The sequence below is a fragment of the Anaeromyxobacter soli genome, assembly GCF_022808855.1.
Lineage (GTDB): Bacteria > Myxococcota > Myxococcia > Myxococcales > Anaeromyxobacteraceae > Anaeromyxobacter > Anaeromyxobacter soli.
Genome location: NZ_JAKZLF010000033.1, coordinates 1 through 13,498, shown reverse-complemented (window position 1 = coordinate 13,498; position 13,498 = coordinate 1). Strand labels below are relative to the sequence as shown.

Sequence of the window (13,498 nt, the reverse complement as noted above, 5' to 3'; positions counted from 1 at the left end):
GGGATCACTTCGCGCAGCGCGGGTTCGGGGCGACGCCGGCGGCGCTCGCCACGTCCTTCGGGAAGATGATGGGCGAGGTGCCGTCCGGCTGGTTCTGCTGCACCACGAACGAGTTCTGCGCCTGCTGCCCGAACTCGGCCTTGAACTCGAGGGTCCCGCCGGGCAGGAGCGACGGCATCTTCATCGACGCGAGCTTGGCGCGCACCGCCTCCCGGTCGACCTTGCCCGCCTGCTGGATGGCGGTGAACAGGGCACGCGCGCTCTCGTACGCGAGCGCCTGGAACCACTCCGGCTCGCGGCCGCCGTACTTCGCCTTGAACGCCTTCACGAACTCCTGCGAGGGGCCGGGCTTCGTCCCGAGCTGCGCGTTCCACCAGACGCCGGAGAGGACGTAGTTCACGTTTTCCTGCCCGAGCGCCTTCACCGCGTCCTTCTCGCCGCCGCGCGCGCCGTAGCTCACGACCTTGTGGCACATCCCGTTCGCCACGTACTGACGGTGCATGGTGATGTAGTCGGGCAGGTGGGCGTCCACGAGGAACAGGTCCACGTTCGCGGCCTTCACCTTCCCGAGGAGCGCCCCGAAGTCGCGCGCGTTGAGCTCGAACGACTCGTCGACCACGACCTGGTACGCGCCGCCGCTCTTCCCGGCGAAGTCGGAGACGCCCTTGCGGAAGTCCTTGCCGTGCGCGGTGTTCTCCCACAGGAGCGCGATCTTCGCGGGCTTCGGCAGCTTGCCGGCCTTCTGCTGCTCGTCCATCCACTGCATGAGCGTCCCGCCGAGCAGCTCGACGGGGGAGATGAGGCCGAAGAGGTACTTGAACTTGCGCTTGTAGATCTTGGTCGCGCCGCCGCCGCCGTTCACGTACGGCACGCGGTTCTGCTCGGCGACCGTGCTCTGCGCCTCCACGAGGTGGCTCGCGTAGGTGCCCAGGAGGAAGTCGACCCGGTCGCTGTTCACGAGCCGGTCGGCGAGGCTCACCGCCGACGCCTGCGTGCTCGTGTCGTCGAGGAGGAGGAACTGCACCGGCAGCTTCTTGCCGCCGACCTCGAGGCCGCCGGCCTTGCTCACCTGCTCGAACGCGAGGTCGTAGCCCTCCTTGAAGAACCCGCCGACGCGGGCCTCCGCGCCGGTGAGCGGCAGCGTCGCGCCGATCAGGATCTTGTCCTTGTCGGCGGCGGCCGCGGCGCCGGGGAGGGCGGCGGCCGCGGCGAGCGCGGCCAGCGCGAGGAGCAGCGGGGCGTACGGCCGGCGGGGGTTGCGAGTGCTCATGAGCGCCTCCAGGGCGAAGGAGAGCTGCGTCTCCGTAATTATGGATTACGGCTTCGCGACACGATGGTCCCGGCGCAACGCGAAGATCCACCTGGGCCCCAACGGAGACCCGGGCCCGCGGCGACGGGCCTTACACTCCGGGGACATGCACCCGCTCCTCCCCGAGCTCGCGGCGCGCGGCGGCCGCGTGGCGCTGCGCGTCATCGCGAGCGCCGGCCCGGCGGCCGTGACGCGCGCCGGCGCCGCGCCGCGTCGCGCCGACGTCTCCTACGCCGAGCTCGACCGCGCCGCGCGCGCCCACGCGGCCCGCCTGCTCCAGGACGGCGTCCGCGCAGGCGAGCGCGTCGCGCTCTGGGCGACGCCCGAGCTCGCGACGATCGCCGCCGTCATCGGCGACGCGCTCGCCGGGGTGGCGACGGTGCCGCTCAACCCGGCGCTCGGCGAGGGCGAGCTCGGCCACGTGCTCGCCGACGCCGCGCCGCGTCTCGTCCTCGCGGCCGACCCCGCCTCCTTCCGGGCGCGCACGCCGGACGTCCGGGGGATCACGCTCGACGGCCCGGGCGCCTCGCCGCCGGCGCCCCGCCCGGACGACCCGCTCCTCGTGCTCTACACGTCGGGCACCACCGGCAAGCCGAAGGGCGCGATCATCACGCACCGGAACGCCGCGTTCGACCTCGACGCGCTCGTGTCGGCGTGGGGGTGGACGGATCGCGACGCGCTCGTGCACGCGCTGCCGCTCTTCCACGTGCACGGCCTCGTCCTCGGCGTGCTCGGGTCCCTGCGCGTCGGGGCGTCGATCCTGCTCCTCCCCCGCTTCACGCCGGAGGGGGTGTGCGCGGCGATGGAGGGCGGCGGCACGATGCTCTTCGCCGTGCCCACGATGTACCACCGGCTCGCCGAGCACTGCGAGGCGAGGCCAGACGAGGCGCGGCGGCTCGGGTGCGCGCGGCTCCTCGTCTCGGGGTCCGCGGCGCTGCCCGTCCGCGAGAACGACCGCCTGTTCCGGCTGTTCGGGCAGCGCGTCGTCGAGCGCTACGGCCTCACCGAGACGCTCATCCTCACCGCCGCGCGCCACGACGGCCCGCGCACGCCGGGCGCGGTCGGGCCGCCGCTGCCCGGGGTCACCCTCCGCCTCGTGGACGACGCGCGGCGCCCGCTCGAGCCGGGCCCCGACGTCCTCGGCGAGGTGGCGGTGAAGGGCCCGACGGTGTTCGCGGGCTACCTCAACCGGCCGGACGCGACGGCCGCGGCGATGGACGCGGACGGCTTCTTCTACACGGGAGACATCGCGTCGATCGGGCCGGGCGGCGAGGTGCGCATCGTCGGCCGCCGCGCCACCGACCTCATCAAGACCGGCGGCTACAAGGTCGGCGCCGGGGAGGTGGAGGCGGCGCTGCTCGAGCACCCCGCGGTGCGGGAGGCGGCCGTGATCGGCGTCGCCGACGAGGATCTCGGCGAGCGGATCGTGGCGTTCGTGGTCCCCGCCCCGGGCGCGGCCCCGCGCCCGGAGGAGCTCGCCGAGCACGTCGCCCGGCTCCTCTCGCCCCACAAGCGCCCGCGCGCGGTGCGGCTCGTCGAGAGCCTGCCGCGGAACGCCATGGGGAAGGTGCTGAAGAAGGAGCTCGCGGCGCTCGGCTGAGCGCGGCGCCTACGGCGCGCGACGGCGGCTCACTCCCAGATCAGGTACAGCGTGCGGTGCTTGCCGATGAGGTCCGCGAGCCCGGCGATCGGGTTCGAGTGCCCGGCGACGAGGTCGGGCGCGATCTCGGCCGCCCGGCGCGCGATCTTCTCCGGGTCCTTCGGCTGCCGCTGGAACCGCCCGGCGACGTAGTCCGCCCCGATCTCGTACAGCTCGAACGCCTCGTCCCGCTCCAGGGTGGAGAGCCACGCCACGATCTGCTCGCTCGTCACCCCGCGCTTCGGGCCTGCCGTGCCGATGCGGCGGATCACGACGTTCGGGTCGGCCGTCGCGAGGAGGCCCACGAGGTCCTTCTCGCCAGCGAGGCCGAAGCTGCGCTCGTAGCGGAACAGGTAGACCCCGGCCTTGCGGAACGTCGTGTGGCTGCCCGCGAGCAGCCGCTCCGCGGTGCGGGTGTCGACCGCGAAGGCACGGCCCTCGGAGAGCGGGATCGGCTTGACCTCGCTGTCGATCTGGCCGCCCTTCACGCCCGCGGCGTCCTCGACGAGCTTCACGGCGGCCGCGAAGCTCTTCGGGGCGGGGAGCACGATGGGCTGGGCCTCGGCGGCCGGCGCCTCGGGAGCGGCCGCGACCGCCGCGGCCGTCGACGGCTCCGCGCGGACGCCGAGCGGGCCCATCGCGAGGAGCGTGGCGGCCGCGAGGAACCGGCGGGCGAAGACGTTCGTGCGAGCACGATCGAGGCGGCGGGACGGTTGCGTCATGGAGGCTCCCTTTTGCCGCACGCGAACGGCCGTGCGGCAGAGAGCCGCAATCTACACGCCCCTATCGGCATGATCGACTTTGCGTCCCCCGCGCACCGGCCCCCACAGCGGAGCTGGGCCGCCCGGACGGGCCGGGCGGTCCAGACCTACCCGCTATCGCCCGCGCCAGCCGGGAGGCGGCTCGGCGTAGCCGCGCTCGCGGAACGGCTCGGCGGTCTCGCGCAGCCAGGCCTCGCGCCGCGCCGCCCAGCGGCCGTCCACGTCGATCCCGAGCGCCGCGAGCCCCTCGCGATCGTCGTAGCGGAGGGCGAGCACCGCCTCGGGCTTCGCGCTCGCGCGCTCGAAGCGGACCGTGCGCACGTGGGAGGCGTGCTCCTCCGCGAACTCCGTGCCGAGCCCCGGCCGCGCCGTCGCGCGCGCACCGGGGGACGGCTCCGGCGCGAGCGCTCGCGCGCCGGCGGAGGCCTGCGGCGCCGGGGCGGCGTCCGCGTGCGCCTCGCCGGCCGGCGCGGACCGGCGCGACTCCGGGGAAGCGCCGGCGCGGCCCTCGTCCTCGAGCGGCTCGGCGCGGCGGAGCGGCGCGACGGGGCGGAGCTCGCGCTCGGGGAAGACCGCCACCCCGACGACGCCGACGTCGCGCGCATCGCCGGTGAGCGCCGCGTACGAGCGCGGCACGCTCGAGAAGCGGAACGCCGCGACGGACTCGCGGCTCGTCCGGAACCCGTCGATGGCCACCTCGGACCAGCCCTCCACGAGGTACCCCCGCTTCGTCCACGTCGCGGGACGTCCGTCGATCACGTCGCGGCCGTCGACCGACACGACCACCTCCACGCGGCGGCCGGAGTCGTTCCGCACACGCACGAGGTACCTCCCGCCGAGCGAGCCGAGGACGTAGGTGCGCCCGCGGTGGGAGAAGGTCGGCAGCGCCCTGCCCTCCTCGTCGGTGAGCTGGATGGAGTAGGGCCCGGCCTGCGCGGGCCGCTCCGGCGGACGGGCGGTGGCGCGGGCGCCGGGAACTGCGCACAGCAGGGCAAAGGCAGCGGCGAGGACGTGTACACGGACGTGCATGGTCGGCTCCTCTCTCTCGCGAGGTGAACGGACGAGCGGGCGAAAGGATCTACGGACGCCGTCCGGGTGACACGGGGGCATGCGCGACGCGGATGACGCGTTGCGTCCGCCGGGCGAGGTGCGGACATTCGCGCCATGCCCACGCCACGCGACGCCGTAGCCGTGCTCGAGGACGATCACCGTGAGGTCGAGGAGCTCTTCCAGGCCTTCGAGCGCTCCCGGAGCGCCACGCACCGGGAGGACCTCGCCGCGAGGATCGTCCGCGAGCTCTCGATCCACGCCTCGATAGAGGAGCAGCTCGTCTACCCGCGCGTGCGGCAGGTGGTCGACGGCGCGTCCAAGGAGCCGGCGGTCCTCGTCGCCCTCGAGGAGCACCACGTCGCGAAGCTCGCGCTCACCGAGATCCGCACCCTGCGGGCGACCGACCCTCGCTTCGACGCCAAGGTCCGCGTGCTCATCGCGAGCGTGCGCCACCACGTCGAGGAGGAGGAGCGCGACCTCCTTCCTGCGATGGAGCGCGCCTACACGACGGAGGAGCTGCGAGAGCTCGGCGCCGCGCTCGAGCGCGCGAAGCGGATCGCTCCGACGCGGCCCCATCCCTTCGCGCCGGACGAGCCGCCCGGCGCCATGTTCGCAGGGCTCGCCGCCGGCGCCCTCGACCGCAGCCGCGACGGCCTGGCCCAGCTCGTCGACATGGCGGTGGACATGAGCCGGCAGCTCGTGGACTCGGCGCTCCGCCGTGGCGAGGACGCGGTGCGCCGCGCGCGCGGGCGCCTCACGCGCAGGCTCGAGGAGGCGCGGGCGGAGGTGCAGCCCGAGGCGGTCGAGCGGCGGATACGGCGCGGCGTGCGCGCGGCCCGGCGCGCTCAGCAGCGGATCGGCGAGGGCGTAGAGGAGGTCGGTCGCGAGCTCCAGCCGGAAGCCGCGCAGTAGCGTCGCGCGCCCGCGCCCGGGGTCCGACCGCGCCCTACCCGGCCGCGCCTCGGCGCACTCGCGCGCCCTTGTGGCTCCTCGGCCGCCCGTGCGAGGTTCCCGGCCCGGCTGCCCGCCTCACGGTGCAGCCGCGTCCTCGTTCCTCGCCCGGGAAGGGCTCCGGAGCCCGCATGAAGACCCTCGTCGCCTCCGTCATGGCCGTCGCGCTCCTCGGAACCGGCTGCATCGTCCACGGCGGCCCGGTCTACCGCCGGTCCAGCAGCGGCGCCGTGGCTGCGCCCGCGAAGAGCTGCCCGCCCGGTCACCGCTGGAGCGACGGCCGCTGCCACTCCAAGGGCAAGGGGCACGACCGGTAGCGCGGCAGCGCGCCGCCTACGGGGTCGGCTCAGCCGGTCGCGCCGCGCCAGCGGAGAAAGGCCGCGGACCGCCTCCGCGCGCGCGCACGCCACAGCTGCGCGAGCGAGAGCGCGAGGCCCGCGGCGAGGAGCACGAGCATCCCGCGGAGATACGCGTCGTTGATGGGGGTGCGCGGCGCGAGCCCGAGCGCGAGCGCCCCGAATCCTGCGAGCGCGCCGGTGAGCGCGACGAGCTGCGCGGACACGGCGGCGCGCCAGCAGCGCCACGAGCCCGCGAGCAGCGAGTAGCCCGCCCACAGGAGGACGAGGCCGCAGAGCCCCTCGACGACGGTGGCGAGGGGGATGGGCGGCTCCTCGATCCGGAGGGCGCCGAGCGCGAGCGGGTGCCCGTGGTGGGCAGCGGCGAAGACGAGGAACGTCGTCGCCTCGGCGACCAGGATGAGGCCGAACAAGGCGGCCCCGGGCGTCGTCCGGCGCGGTGTTGCCATCCCTCCTCCTCCCCGAGCCGGCTCCTGGAGCGCGAACGGCTCGCCTGGAGATCGTAAGCACGACGCGCCGCGTGGGACCCGGGAGGTCGCCCGGCGCCCGTGGCCCAGGCGATCGGGGAGACGGCCGGTGCATGGGGATGTGCTAGCGTCACCGCGTGCTCCGCCGCCCCCCGCAGAGCGTCGTCCTGGCGATCGCCTCGGCCGGCGTCGTCGGCGCCGAGGCCCTGGCGCTGGGCGTCTGGTGCGTCCGGCTCCTCGGGCAGGGTGAGGCGATGCTGCGCTCCGCCGCGACCGCGGTCCTGTGCCTCCTCGTCGCGGGCGGGATCGTCGCGTTCATCCGCGGTGCGCTCCTCCAGCGCCCCGACGTCCGCATGACTGCGGTCGGCTGGACCATGCCGATCGCGGCGTGCCTGGGCGTGTTCGCGATGCTCATCGGGCTCGTGGCCGCGCTGCTCTCGGCCCGCACGGCCGCGCTCCCCCTGCTCGCGTTCGCGCTCGTGGTGGTCCTGCCGATCGGGACGATCGGCGTCGCGCTCCTGCGCCCGTCGGCGCGCGCGTGGTTCGACGCCGGCGCCGAGCGGGAGAGACGGTCCCGCCGCGCCTGAGGCCCCGGCTGGCCTGGTCGTCTCGTGCGGCTGGCGGCCCCCCGTGCGCCTGTCCGCGTTCCGCAATATCCTGCGGGCATGGCGACCGAGCCCATCCGACTGTTCGTGACCGGCGGCACCTTCGACAAGGAGTACGACGAGCTGACCGGGCGCCTGTACTTCAAGGACACGCACGTCCACGAGATGCTGCGGCTCGCGCGCTGCCGCGTCGAGACGCGCGTGCGGACGCTCATGATGATCGACAGCCTCGACATGACCGACGCGGATCGCCGCGCGATCGTCGAGAACTGCCGGAGCGCCGCCGAGCAGCGCCTCGTGATCACGCACGGGACGGACACCATGGCCGAGACCGCCCGCGCGCTCCTGGACGCGGGGCTCGGCAAGACGATCGTCCTGACCGGCGCGATGGTCCCCTACGCGTTCGGCTCCTCGGACGGGCTCTTCAACCTCGGCAGCGCGATCTCGTTCGCGCAGGTGCTGCCGCCCGGCGTCTACGTCGCGATGAACGGCCGCGTCTTCCCGGGCGACCACGTCCGGAAGAACCGGCAGAGCGGCATCTTCGAGGAGGTGTGACCCGCCCGGGCGCTCGCGCCCCGGAGCCGCCCGAGGGAACGTCCGGGCCATGGCTCCTTCCGAACCGCGATGGGAACTCCTCTACTGGCCGGGCCTCCAGGGCCGCGGCGAGTTCGTCCGGCTCGCGTTCGAGGACGCGGGCGTCCCGTACGACGACGTGGGGCGCATGCCCGACTCGGAGGGCGGCGGCGCCGCCGCGATCGAGCGGCTGCTCGAGGAGCCCGGGCCGTGGCTCACACCGCTCGGGCCCCCGGCGCTCCGGCACGGCGAGGTCCTCGTCGCGCAGACCGCCGCGATCCTGCAGTACCTCGCGCCGCGCATCGGCGTCGTCCCGGAGGACGAGGCGAGCCGGCTGCGCGCGCACCAGATCCAGCTCACGATCGCCGATCTCGTCGCCGAGACCCATTCCACGCATCACCCCGTCGCGACCTCCCTCTACTACGAGGCCCAGCGGCGCGAGGCGAAGCGCAACGCGGAGGCGTTCGTGCGCGAGCGCATCCCGCTCTTCCTGCGGTACCTCGATCGCGCGCTCGACTCGAACCCCGCCGGCGGCGGGAGGTGGCTCGTCGGGAGCGACTGCAGCTACGCCGATCTCTCGACGTTCCAGATCATCGCCGGGCTCCGCTACGCGTTCCCGAACGCGATGCGCCAGCACGAGCGGAGCTTCCCCCGGCTCGCCGCCCTGCATGACGCCGTCGCCGCGCGACCGCGCATCGCGGCGTACCTCGCGTCCGACCGCCGCCTCCCTTTCAACGAGTGGGGCATCTTCCGGCACTACCCGGAGCTCGATCTCGGAACCGCGGCCCGGACCGGCCGCGCGCGCGCCCGGAAGGCGGGCCCGATGAAGGCCGCAGCCCGCTCGAAGATCGTGCGCCGCGCGCCCGCCGGGAAGTCTCGCGCCGCTGCGACCGTCCGCGGCAAGGGTCGGAAGCCACGGCGGGAGGCGTGAGGCGGACCGGGCGGGCGGACCCGCGCGAGGGACCCCATTCGAACTCTTTCCGCGCAGTGACGTTCGCGGCCAACTCACCACCTCGAAGGCCACCCGAACCCGGAGTTGACCATGAAGCGGATCGCCCTCGCCCTCCTCCTCGGCTCGCTCGCCACCCCCGCCCTCGCCGCGACGAAGACCTACCAGGTGACCGGTCCGGTCCTCGAGGTCACCGAGGACAGCGTCACCGTCCAGAAGGGCAAGGAGAAGTGGGAGATCGCCCGCACGCCCGACACGAAGATCACGGGCGAGGTGAAGAAGGGCGAGAAGGTGACGGTCGAGTACCGGATGACGGCGACCAGCGTGGAGGCGAAGCCGGCGGGCAAGGCGAAGAAGTAGCGCGCGACGTTCGGTGAAGGTGCGGCGGCGGCGCGGGCGCGCCGCTATCTTCCTCGCGTGCCCGGCCGCCCGCTCTCGCTCCGCGCCCTGAACCGCGCCACCCTCGCGCGCCAGCTGCTCCTCGCCCGCCAGCGCGTCCCCGTGCTCCGCGCCATCGAGCGGCTCGCCGGCCTGCAGGCGCAGCTCGCGCGACCGCCGTTCATCGGCCTCTGGTCGCGGGTCGAGGGGTTCCGCCGCGAGGAGCTGAGGCGGCTCGTCGCGTCGCGGGCGGTGGTCCGCGGGCCGCTCATGCGCGCGACGCTCCACCTCGTCACCGCCGCGGACTTCCTCGCCTTCCGCGGTCCCCTCCAGCCCGCCCTGGACGCCGCGTCCAGGATCGTCGCGGACCGCCTCGTGAACGTGGACCTCGCGCGGGTGATCGCCGCGGCCCGCGCGCTTTTCGAGGAGGAGCCGCGGACCTTCGACGAGCTCCGGCCGCTGCTCGGCGCGCGGTTCCCGGGGGTGGACCTTCGCGCGCTGGCCTACGCCGTGCGCACCCAGCTCCCGCTCGTGCAGGTCCCGAGCGAGGACGCGTGGGCGTTCCATGGCTCGGGGCGCTTCGCGGTGGCGGAGGCGTGGCTCGGTGAGGCGATCCCGGACGAGCGCTCCCCGGAGGCGCTCGCCGTCCGCTACCTCGCCGCGTTCGGCCCCGCGACCGCGGCGGACCTGCAGGCGTGGTCGGGCCTCGGGAGGCTCGACGGCGCGCTCGCGGCGATCCGGCCGAAGCTGCGGAGCTTCCGCGACGAGGACGGGCGGGAGCTCCTCGATCTCCCCCGCGCTCCCCGTCCGCCGGAGGACACGCCCGCGCCCGTGCGGTTCCTGCCGGAGTGGGACAACCTGCTGCTCGCCCACGCCGACCGTCGCCGCGTCGTGGCCGAGGCGCACCGGAAGGCGCTCACCACGAAGAACCTGGTCGTGCCTCCGACCTTCCTGGTGGACGGGTTCGCCGCCGGCAGGTGGCGGATCGCGGGCACCGGCAAGCGCACGAAGCTCGAGCTCGAGCCGTTCGCGCCGCTGCCGAGACGCACGCGGGACGCGCTCGAGGAAGAGGGCGAGCGGCTCGTCGGGTTCGTGGTGAACGACGAGGAGGCGGCTCGCGCGCGGGGGCGGCGGGGGTGACCGCGACCTCGACCGCCGGCGCGCGCTCCGGCGACCGTCATCGCAATGGCGCGCGTGAGAAGTAGACTCCCGGAATGACCACCTCCCCGCTCCGCGACCTCGTCGCACGCTGGCGCGACGATCCCGGCGGCACCTACCGCACCTGGTTCACGTGGGACGAGCGGCTCAAGAACTTCCGCTCCATTCGCCGCGGCATCGAGAAGGTCGTCGCGGAGATCGAGGCGGGCGCGTTCGGCAACGTCTACAAGGGCTCGTCCCTCGAGACCGCCGTCGGCGCGATCGCCGAGCAGCGCCAGATCTTCAAGGGCGCCGACCACGCGTTCCTTTGGAAGCCCAAGCTCCGCATTCCCGACATCTACGAGGACCGCGAGAACCAGCTCGCTTTCGGCCGGTTCCTCGGTGCCTGCCTGTGCTGCGGCGGCGAGGAGGCGCTGCTCGCCGAGGTCCGCCGGCTCGCCGCTCGCCGGATCAAGGGGCTGGGCCCCGCCGCGGCGAACCTCCTCTACTTCCTGCACCCCACGCTCGCGCTGCCCTTCAACACCGCCATCGTGAACGGCTACAACGCGCTCGCGGGCGCGAAGGTGAAGCTCGGGCGGTGGGACGACTACCTCGCGCTCCGCGAGGGCGCGCTCCGGCTCGTGGCCGAGCACCGGGACCTCCTCTCGAACGACCTCGGCGCCGTGGCAGGCCTCCTGTTCGACGTCGGCTCGGGCCGCTACCGCGCGCCGCCGCGCGCCGACGACGCAGCCGCGCTCACCGCCTGGCAGGCGGATCTCGCGAAGGTGCGCGAGGAGAGCGCGAAGGAGCGGAAGACGCGGGAGGCCGCGTCGGCAGGCGACCGGACTCACACCGAGATCCAGGCCTGGCTGCGCGACCTGGGGCGCGCGCTCGGCTATGGGGTGTGGATCGCGTCGAACGATCGAAACCGGCCCTGGGGGGATGGCCGCCTGTGCGATGGATGCCTCGCGGAGCTGCCGCCGTCACTCGCGGGCGGCGCCGGATCGGGGTTCATCCCGCTCATCGACGTCCTCTGGCTGGAGCCAGGATCCGGCCGCGTCGAGGCTGCCTTCGAGGTGGAGCACACCACGACGATCCAGACGGGCGTGATGCGCATGCTCGATCTCGCCGAGACGCAGGCGGGAGGCCTCCGCGGGATCTTCCTGGTCGCGCCGGACGATCGCGAGGACGACGTGCGGCGGCAGCTCTCCCGCCCGGCGTTCCGACGGATCGGCGAGCTCGACGTTCGCTGGCTCCCCTACGGCGAGCTCGCGCGGAACCGGGAGGCGATGGCGCGGTTCGGGACCGGCCTGAAGGCAGTGGCGAGGCGGCTCGGCTGAAGGGCGGTGGAACGTCCAGGCGCGCGAGCACGCTCCTCGAGCCGGGATCGACCCTCGTCTGGGTGTGAACGTCGCGGGCGAAATATCGCTGTCGGACCCGCGTACGATTTCTCGCCCCGGAGGTCCCCATGCGCGTATTTCCGATCGTGGCGTCCCTCGCTGTCACCATGCCCCTCGTGCTCGCCGTCGCGCCCGCAGCCGCGATCGCCGCCGACACGAAGCGCAGCTGCGACGTGGAGATCACCGGCAAGGACGAGATCGTCCGGAGCGGCGACGTCGTGGTCTCCGCCGGCGAGCACCCCCGGCACGTCGTCGCGCTGAGCGGGAGCGTACGCGTCAAGAGGGGCGCGACCGTCGACGAGGCCGTCGCGCTCGGTGGAGACGTCGTCATCGAGAGCGACGCTGCGGTCACGGGCGACGTCACCGCCGTGGGCGGGAACGTCCGCCTCGAGAAGGGCGCGCGCGTCGAGGGGAACGCGACCACCGTCGGCGGCAAGCTGCTCGTCGCGCAGGGGGCTGCGCTCCAGGGGGAGCGCCACTCCGTGGAAGCCATGATCGACGGGGAGAGCCTGGCGCAGCGCGTCGTCGGGGCCGTGTCGGCCGCGCTGCGCGACGCGGACTGCCACGTCCGGATCCGCAAGGAGTAGGGGCCGCACGCGCGCGGCGTGATAGGACCGTCGCATGCCGCTCTTCTCGCGCCGCCTGCCGCACGTCCTCACGCAGAAGGATCTCGTCCTGCTGCTCGCGCCGACCTATGCGGCGGCGCGCAGCGTGGACGAAGAGGAGGCACAGGACCGCCTCGCGCAGGCGCTCGCCGTGCCGGCGGCGCTGGACGACGTGTACCGCGGGTTCTCGGAGGCGCTCCGCGCGCTCCAGGGCCCGCGGACGAACGAGGACCAGCTCATGGACAAGCTCTCCGCGGGCGTGCTCGCGCGCCGCGCGCGCGCCAAGCCTGCCCCGGCGACGCCGGCCGTCTCGGCGGTGCTCGTGCGGCTCGACCTCGAGATCGGCCTCGCCGCCGAGGCGATGCGCGGGACGCTCGCCACGCCGCGCGGCAAGGCGCTGCTCGACGAGGGGCTGCGTACGCTCGGCGCGCACGTCGTGAAGGATTTGCTGAAGTAAGAGGCACGTTCACCGGCCGACGCGCCCCCGCGACCCCAGAGCGACCGCCCGACGACGGCCCGGCTGAGGACGATCGGGCGCCGAGTGGCGCGAGCGCGGCCGGGAGGTCGACCGCGCTCGCGAGCCGCTACTTCCCGCCGTGCTCCTCGTGAAGCTTGCGAATCTGCGCCTCGCTGAGCTTCGTCAGCTTCACCGCCTTCGCGTCCTTCCGCTCGGCCTCCGGCACCTTGTTGATCGCGTCCTCGGGGCTCTTCGCCTCGGTGGTGAGGTACATCGTGTGGTCGCCCGACATGCAGCCCCACTCCGCCTTGCCGAGCAGCTTCTTGTCCTTCGCGACCTCGTCCATCCGCGCGAGGCACTCCTCCGGCGTGTGCTTCACCGTCACGAGGTACTTGCCCTTCCCCTCTCCTGCCATCGTGGTGTCGGCCGCCAGGCTCGGCGCCGCCGCGATGAAGAGCGCCGCGATCGTCGTCGTCCACAGGGCGAGCTTCATGAGCGTCTCCTCCTTTCACGCGCCCCCATACGCCTCCCTCCCGCCCGGCGCACGCCCACGACCGCGACGCCCGAAGGGCTGGGAGGCGCCTGGAGCGTGCACCCGACCGAGAGTACCGCTCCGCGGACCGACCGCCCGCGGCGCGGTCTCTCCTGCCGACCGCTCCTCCGAATGGCTCGCAACAACATGTCCCGGCGGCGGCACGATGCCTGCTTTGCCGCCGTTCTCATGACTGCTCCTCGGGTGCGGTACCAAGACATCGCTGACGCTTTTTGAGTCAGGACATCGCTGACAGTCGTGGCTGCTCGACTGTGGCGTGCCCTGGAAAGTTCAGCGAGCCATGAGCCAGAAGCTGGAGTTCGTCGAGA

Annotated in this window: 16 protein-coding genes; 11 read left to right on the top strand and 5 right to left on the bottom strand. The window is 73.8% G+C overall.

Annotated elements, in window-relative coordinates:
- Positions 1 to 4 precede the first annotated feature (4 nt).
- A complete protein-coding gene (locus tag MLV88_RS19015; RefSeq protein WP_242341424.1) occupies positions 5 to 1,270 on the bottom strand; it encodes an amino acid ABC transporter substrate-binding protein in 1,266 nt (421 codons plus the stop codon).
- A 145-nt stretch (positions 1,271 to 1,415) separates the two neighbouring features.
- Between MLV88_RS19015 and MLV88_RS19010 the strand changes: the two genes are divergently transcribed.
- Positions 1,416 to 2,909, top strand: a complete 1,494-nt coding sequence (locus MLV88_RS19010) for an AMP-binding protein (RefSeq protein ID WP_242356866.1) — start codon at positions 1,416 to 1,418, stop codon at positions 2,907 to 2,909.
- Between the two features lie 29 nt (positions 2,910 to 2,938).
- Here the strand turns inward: MLV88_RS19010 and MLV88_RS19005 are convergent, their stop codons facing one another.
- Together MLV88_RS19005 and MLV88_RS19000 are read right to left on the bottom strand one after the other, a co-directional pair.
- The gene (locus MLV88_RS19005; RefSeq protein ID WP_242341568.1) at positions 2,939 to 3,670 is read right to left on the bottom strand and encodes a DUF4253 domain-containing protein; all 732 of its coding nucleotides are present in this window, start codon (positions 3,668 to 3,670) and stop codon (positions 2,939 to 2,941) included.
- Positions 3,671 to 3,823: 153 nt separating this feature from the next.
- Complete coding sequence (locus tag MLV88_RS19000) at positions 3,824 to 4,738, bottom strand: hypothetical protein (protein ID WP_243338387.1); 915 nt, start codon at positions 4,736 to 4,738, stop codon at positions 3,824 to 3,826.
- Between the two features lie 135 nt (positions 4,739 to 4,873).
- Between MLV88_RS19000 and MLV88_RS18995 the strand changes: the two genes are divergently transcribed.
- Positions 4,874 to 5,671: a hemerythrin domain-containing protein gene (locus tag MLV88_RS18995; RefSeq protein ID WP_242339887.1), complete on the top strand. Its 798-nt coding sequence runs from the start codon at positions 4,874 to 4,876 to the stop codon at positions 5,669 to 5,671.
- A gap of 170 nt (positions 5,672 to 5,841) precedes the next feature.
- Positions 5,842 to 6,027, top strand: coding sequence for a hypothetical protein (locus MLV88_RS18990; protein ID WP_242339886.1), 186 nt, complete (start codon positions 5,842 to 5,844; stop codon positions 6,025 to 6,027).
- 29 nt (positions 6,028 to 6,056) lie between these two features.
- Here the strand turns inward: MLV88_RS18990 and MLV88_RS18985 are convergent, their stop codons facing one another.
- Complete coding sequence (locus MLV88_RS18985; protein WP_242339885.1) at positions 6,057 to 6,515, bottom strand: hypothetical protein; 459 nt, start codon at positions 6,513 to 6,515, stop codon at positions 6,057 to 6,059.
- A gap of 155 nt (positions 6,516 to 6,670) precedes the next feature.
- Between MLV88_RS18985 and MLV88_RS18980 the strand changes: the two genes are divergently transcribed.
- From MLV88_RS18980 to MLV88_RS18945, 8 genes are all read left to right on the top strand, one after another.
- Positions 6,671 to 7,120 (top strand): hypothetical protein, encoded by a 450-nt coding sequence (locus MLV88_RS18980; RefSeq protein WP_242339884.1) that lies wholly within the window; start codon positions 6,671 to 6,673, stop codon positions 7,118 to 7,120.
- Between the two features lie 78 nt (positions 7,121 to 7,198).
- A complete protein-coding gene (locus MLV88_RS18975; protein WP_242339883.1) occupies positions 7,199 to 7,693 on the top strand; it encodes an asparaginase domain-containing protein in 495 nt (164 codons plus the stop codon).
- A gap of 49 nt (positions 7,694 to 7,742) precedes the next feature.
- Positions 7,743 to 8,642 (top strand): glutathione S-transferase, encoded by a 900-nt coding sequence (locus MLV88_RS18970; protein ID WP_242355538.1) that lies wholly within the window; start codon positions 7,743 to 7,745, stop codon positions 8,640 to 8,642.
- Between the two features lie 111 nt (positions 8,643 to 8,753).
- Complete coding sequence (locus MLV88_RS18965; protein WP_242339881.1) at positions 8,754 to 9,020, top strand: hypothetical protein; 267 nt, start codon at positions 8,754 to 8,756, stop codon at positions 9,018 to 9,020.
- A gap of 57 nt (positions 9,021 to 9,077) precedes the next feature.
- Complete coding sequence (locus MLV88_RS18960) at positions 9,078 to 10,178, top strand: winged helix DNA-binding domain-containing protein (protein ID WP_242339880.1); 1,101 nt, start codon at positions 9,078 to 9,080, stop codon at positions 10,176 to 10,178.
- Positions 10,179 to 10,252: 74 nt separating this feature from the next.
- Entirely contained in the window at positions 10,253 to 11,515 is a 1,263-nt protein-coding gene (locus tag MLV88_RS18955) for a type II restriction endonuclease (RefSeq protein WP_242339879.1), read from the top strand.
- 128 nt (positions 11,516 to 11,643) lie between these two features.
- Positions 11,644 to 12,162 carry a polymer-forming cytoskeletal protein gene (locus MLV88_RS18950; RefSeq protein WP_242339878.1) on the top strand — a complete coding sequence of 173 codons (519 nt, stop codon included), beginning with the start codon at positions 11,644 to 11,646 and terminating at the stop codon, positions 12,160 to 12,162.
- 34 nt (positions 12,163 to 12,196) lie between these two features.
- Positions 12,197 to 12,637 carry a hypothetical protein gene (locus MLV88_RS18945; RefSeq protein WP_243338386.1) on the top strand — a complete coding sequence of 147 codons (441 nt, stop codon included), beginning with the start codon at positions 12,197 to 12,199 and terminating at the stop codon, positions 12,635 to 12,637.
- Between the two features lie 127 nt (positions 12,638 to 12,764).
- Here MLV88_RS18945 and MLV88_RS18940 read toward each other — a convergent pair whose 3' ends face one another.
- The gene (locus tag MLV88_RS18940) at positions 12,765 to 13,130 is read right to left on the bottom strand and encodes a hypothetical protein (protein WP_242339876.1); all 366 of its coding nucleotides are present in this window, start codon (positions 13,128 to 13,130) and stop codon (positions 12,765 to 12,767) included.
- Between the last annotated feature and the right edge of the window lie 368 nt (positions 13,131 to 13,498).

What these genes read in the sequence shown, in the direction of transcription:
- MLV88_RS18945 (WP_243338386.1), top strand. Translation starts at nt 12,197, where the DNA reads ATGCCGCTCTTCTCGCGCCGCCTGCCGCACGTCCTCACGCAGAAGGAT.
- MLV88_RS19005 (WP_242341568.1), bottom strand. Translation starts at nt 3,670, where the DNA reads ATGACGCAACCGTCCCGCCGCCTCGATCGTGCTCGCACGAACGTCTTC.
- MLV88_RS18975 (WP_242339883.1), top strand. Translation starts at nt 7,199, where the DNA reads ATGGCGACCGAGCCCATCCGACTGTTCGTGACCGGCGGCACCTTCGAC.
- MLV88_RS18970 (WP_242355538.1), top strand. Translation starts at nt 7,743, where the DNA reads ATGGCTCCTTCCGAACCGCGATGGGAACTCCTCTACTGGCCGGGCCTC.
- MLV88_RS18995 (WP_242339887.1), top strand. Translation starts at nt 4,874, where the DNA reads ATGCCCACGCCACGCGACGCCGTAGCCGTGCTCGAGGACGATCACCGT.
- MLV88_RS18985 (WP_242339885.1), bottom strand. Translation starts at nt 6,515, where the DNA reads ATGGCAACACCGCGCCGGACGACGCCCGGGGCCGCCTTGTTCGGCCTC.
- MLV88_RS18965 (WP_242339881.1), top strand. Translation starts at nt 8,754, where the DNA reads ATGAAGCGGATCGCCCTCGCCCTCCTCCTCGGCTCGCTCGCCACCCCC.
- MLV88_RS18940 (WP_242339876.1), bottom strand. Translation starts at nt 13,130, where the DNA reads ATGAAGCTCGCCCTGTGGACGACGACGATCGCGGCGCTCTTCATCGCG.
- MLV88_RS18955 (WP_242339879.1), top strand. Translation starts at nt 10,253, where the DNA reads ATGACCACCTCCCCGCTCCGCGACCTCGTCGCACGCTGGCGCGACGAT.
- MLV88_RS19010 (WP_242356866.1), top strand. Translation starts at nt 1,416, where the DNA reads ATGCACCCGCTCCTCCCCGAGCTCGCGGCGCGCGGCGGCCGCGTGGCG.
- MLV88_RS19015 (WP_242341424.1), bottom strand. Translation starts at nt 1,270, where the DNA reads ATGAGCACTCGCAACCCCCGCCGGCCGTACGCCCCGCTGCTCCTCGCG.
- MLV88_RS18990 (WP_242339886.1), top strand. Translation starts at nt 5,842, where the DNA reads ATGAAGACCCTCGTCGCCTCCGTCATGGCCGTCGCGCTCCTCGGAACC.
- MLV88_RS18950 (WP_242339878.1), top strand. Translation starts at nt 11,644, where the DNA reads ATGCGCGTATTTCCGATCGTGGCGTCCCTCGCTGTCACCATGCCCCTC.
- MLV88_RS19000 (WP_243338387.1), bottom strand. Translation starts at nt 4,738, where the DNA reads ATGCACGTCCGTGTACACGTCCTCGCCGCTGCCTTTGCCCTGCTGTGC.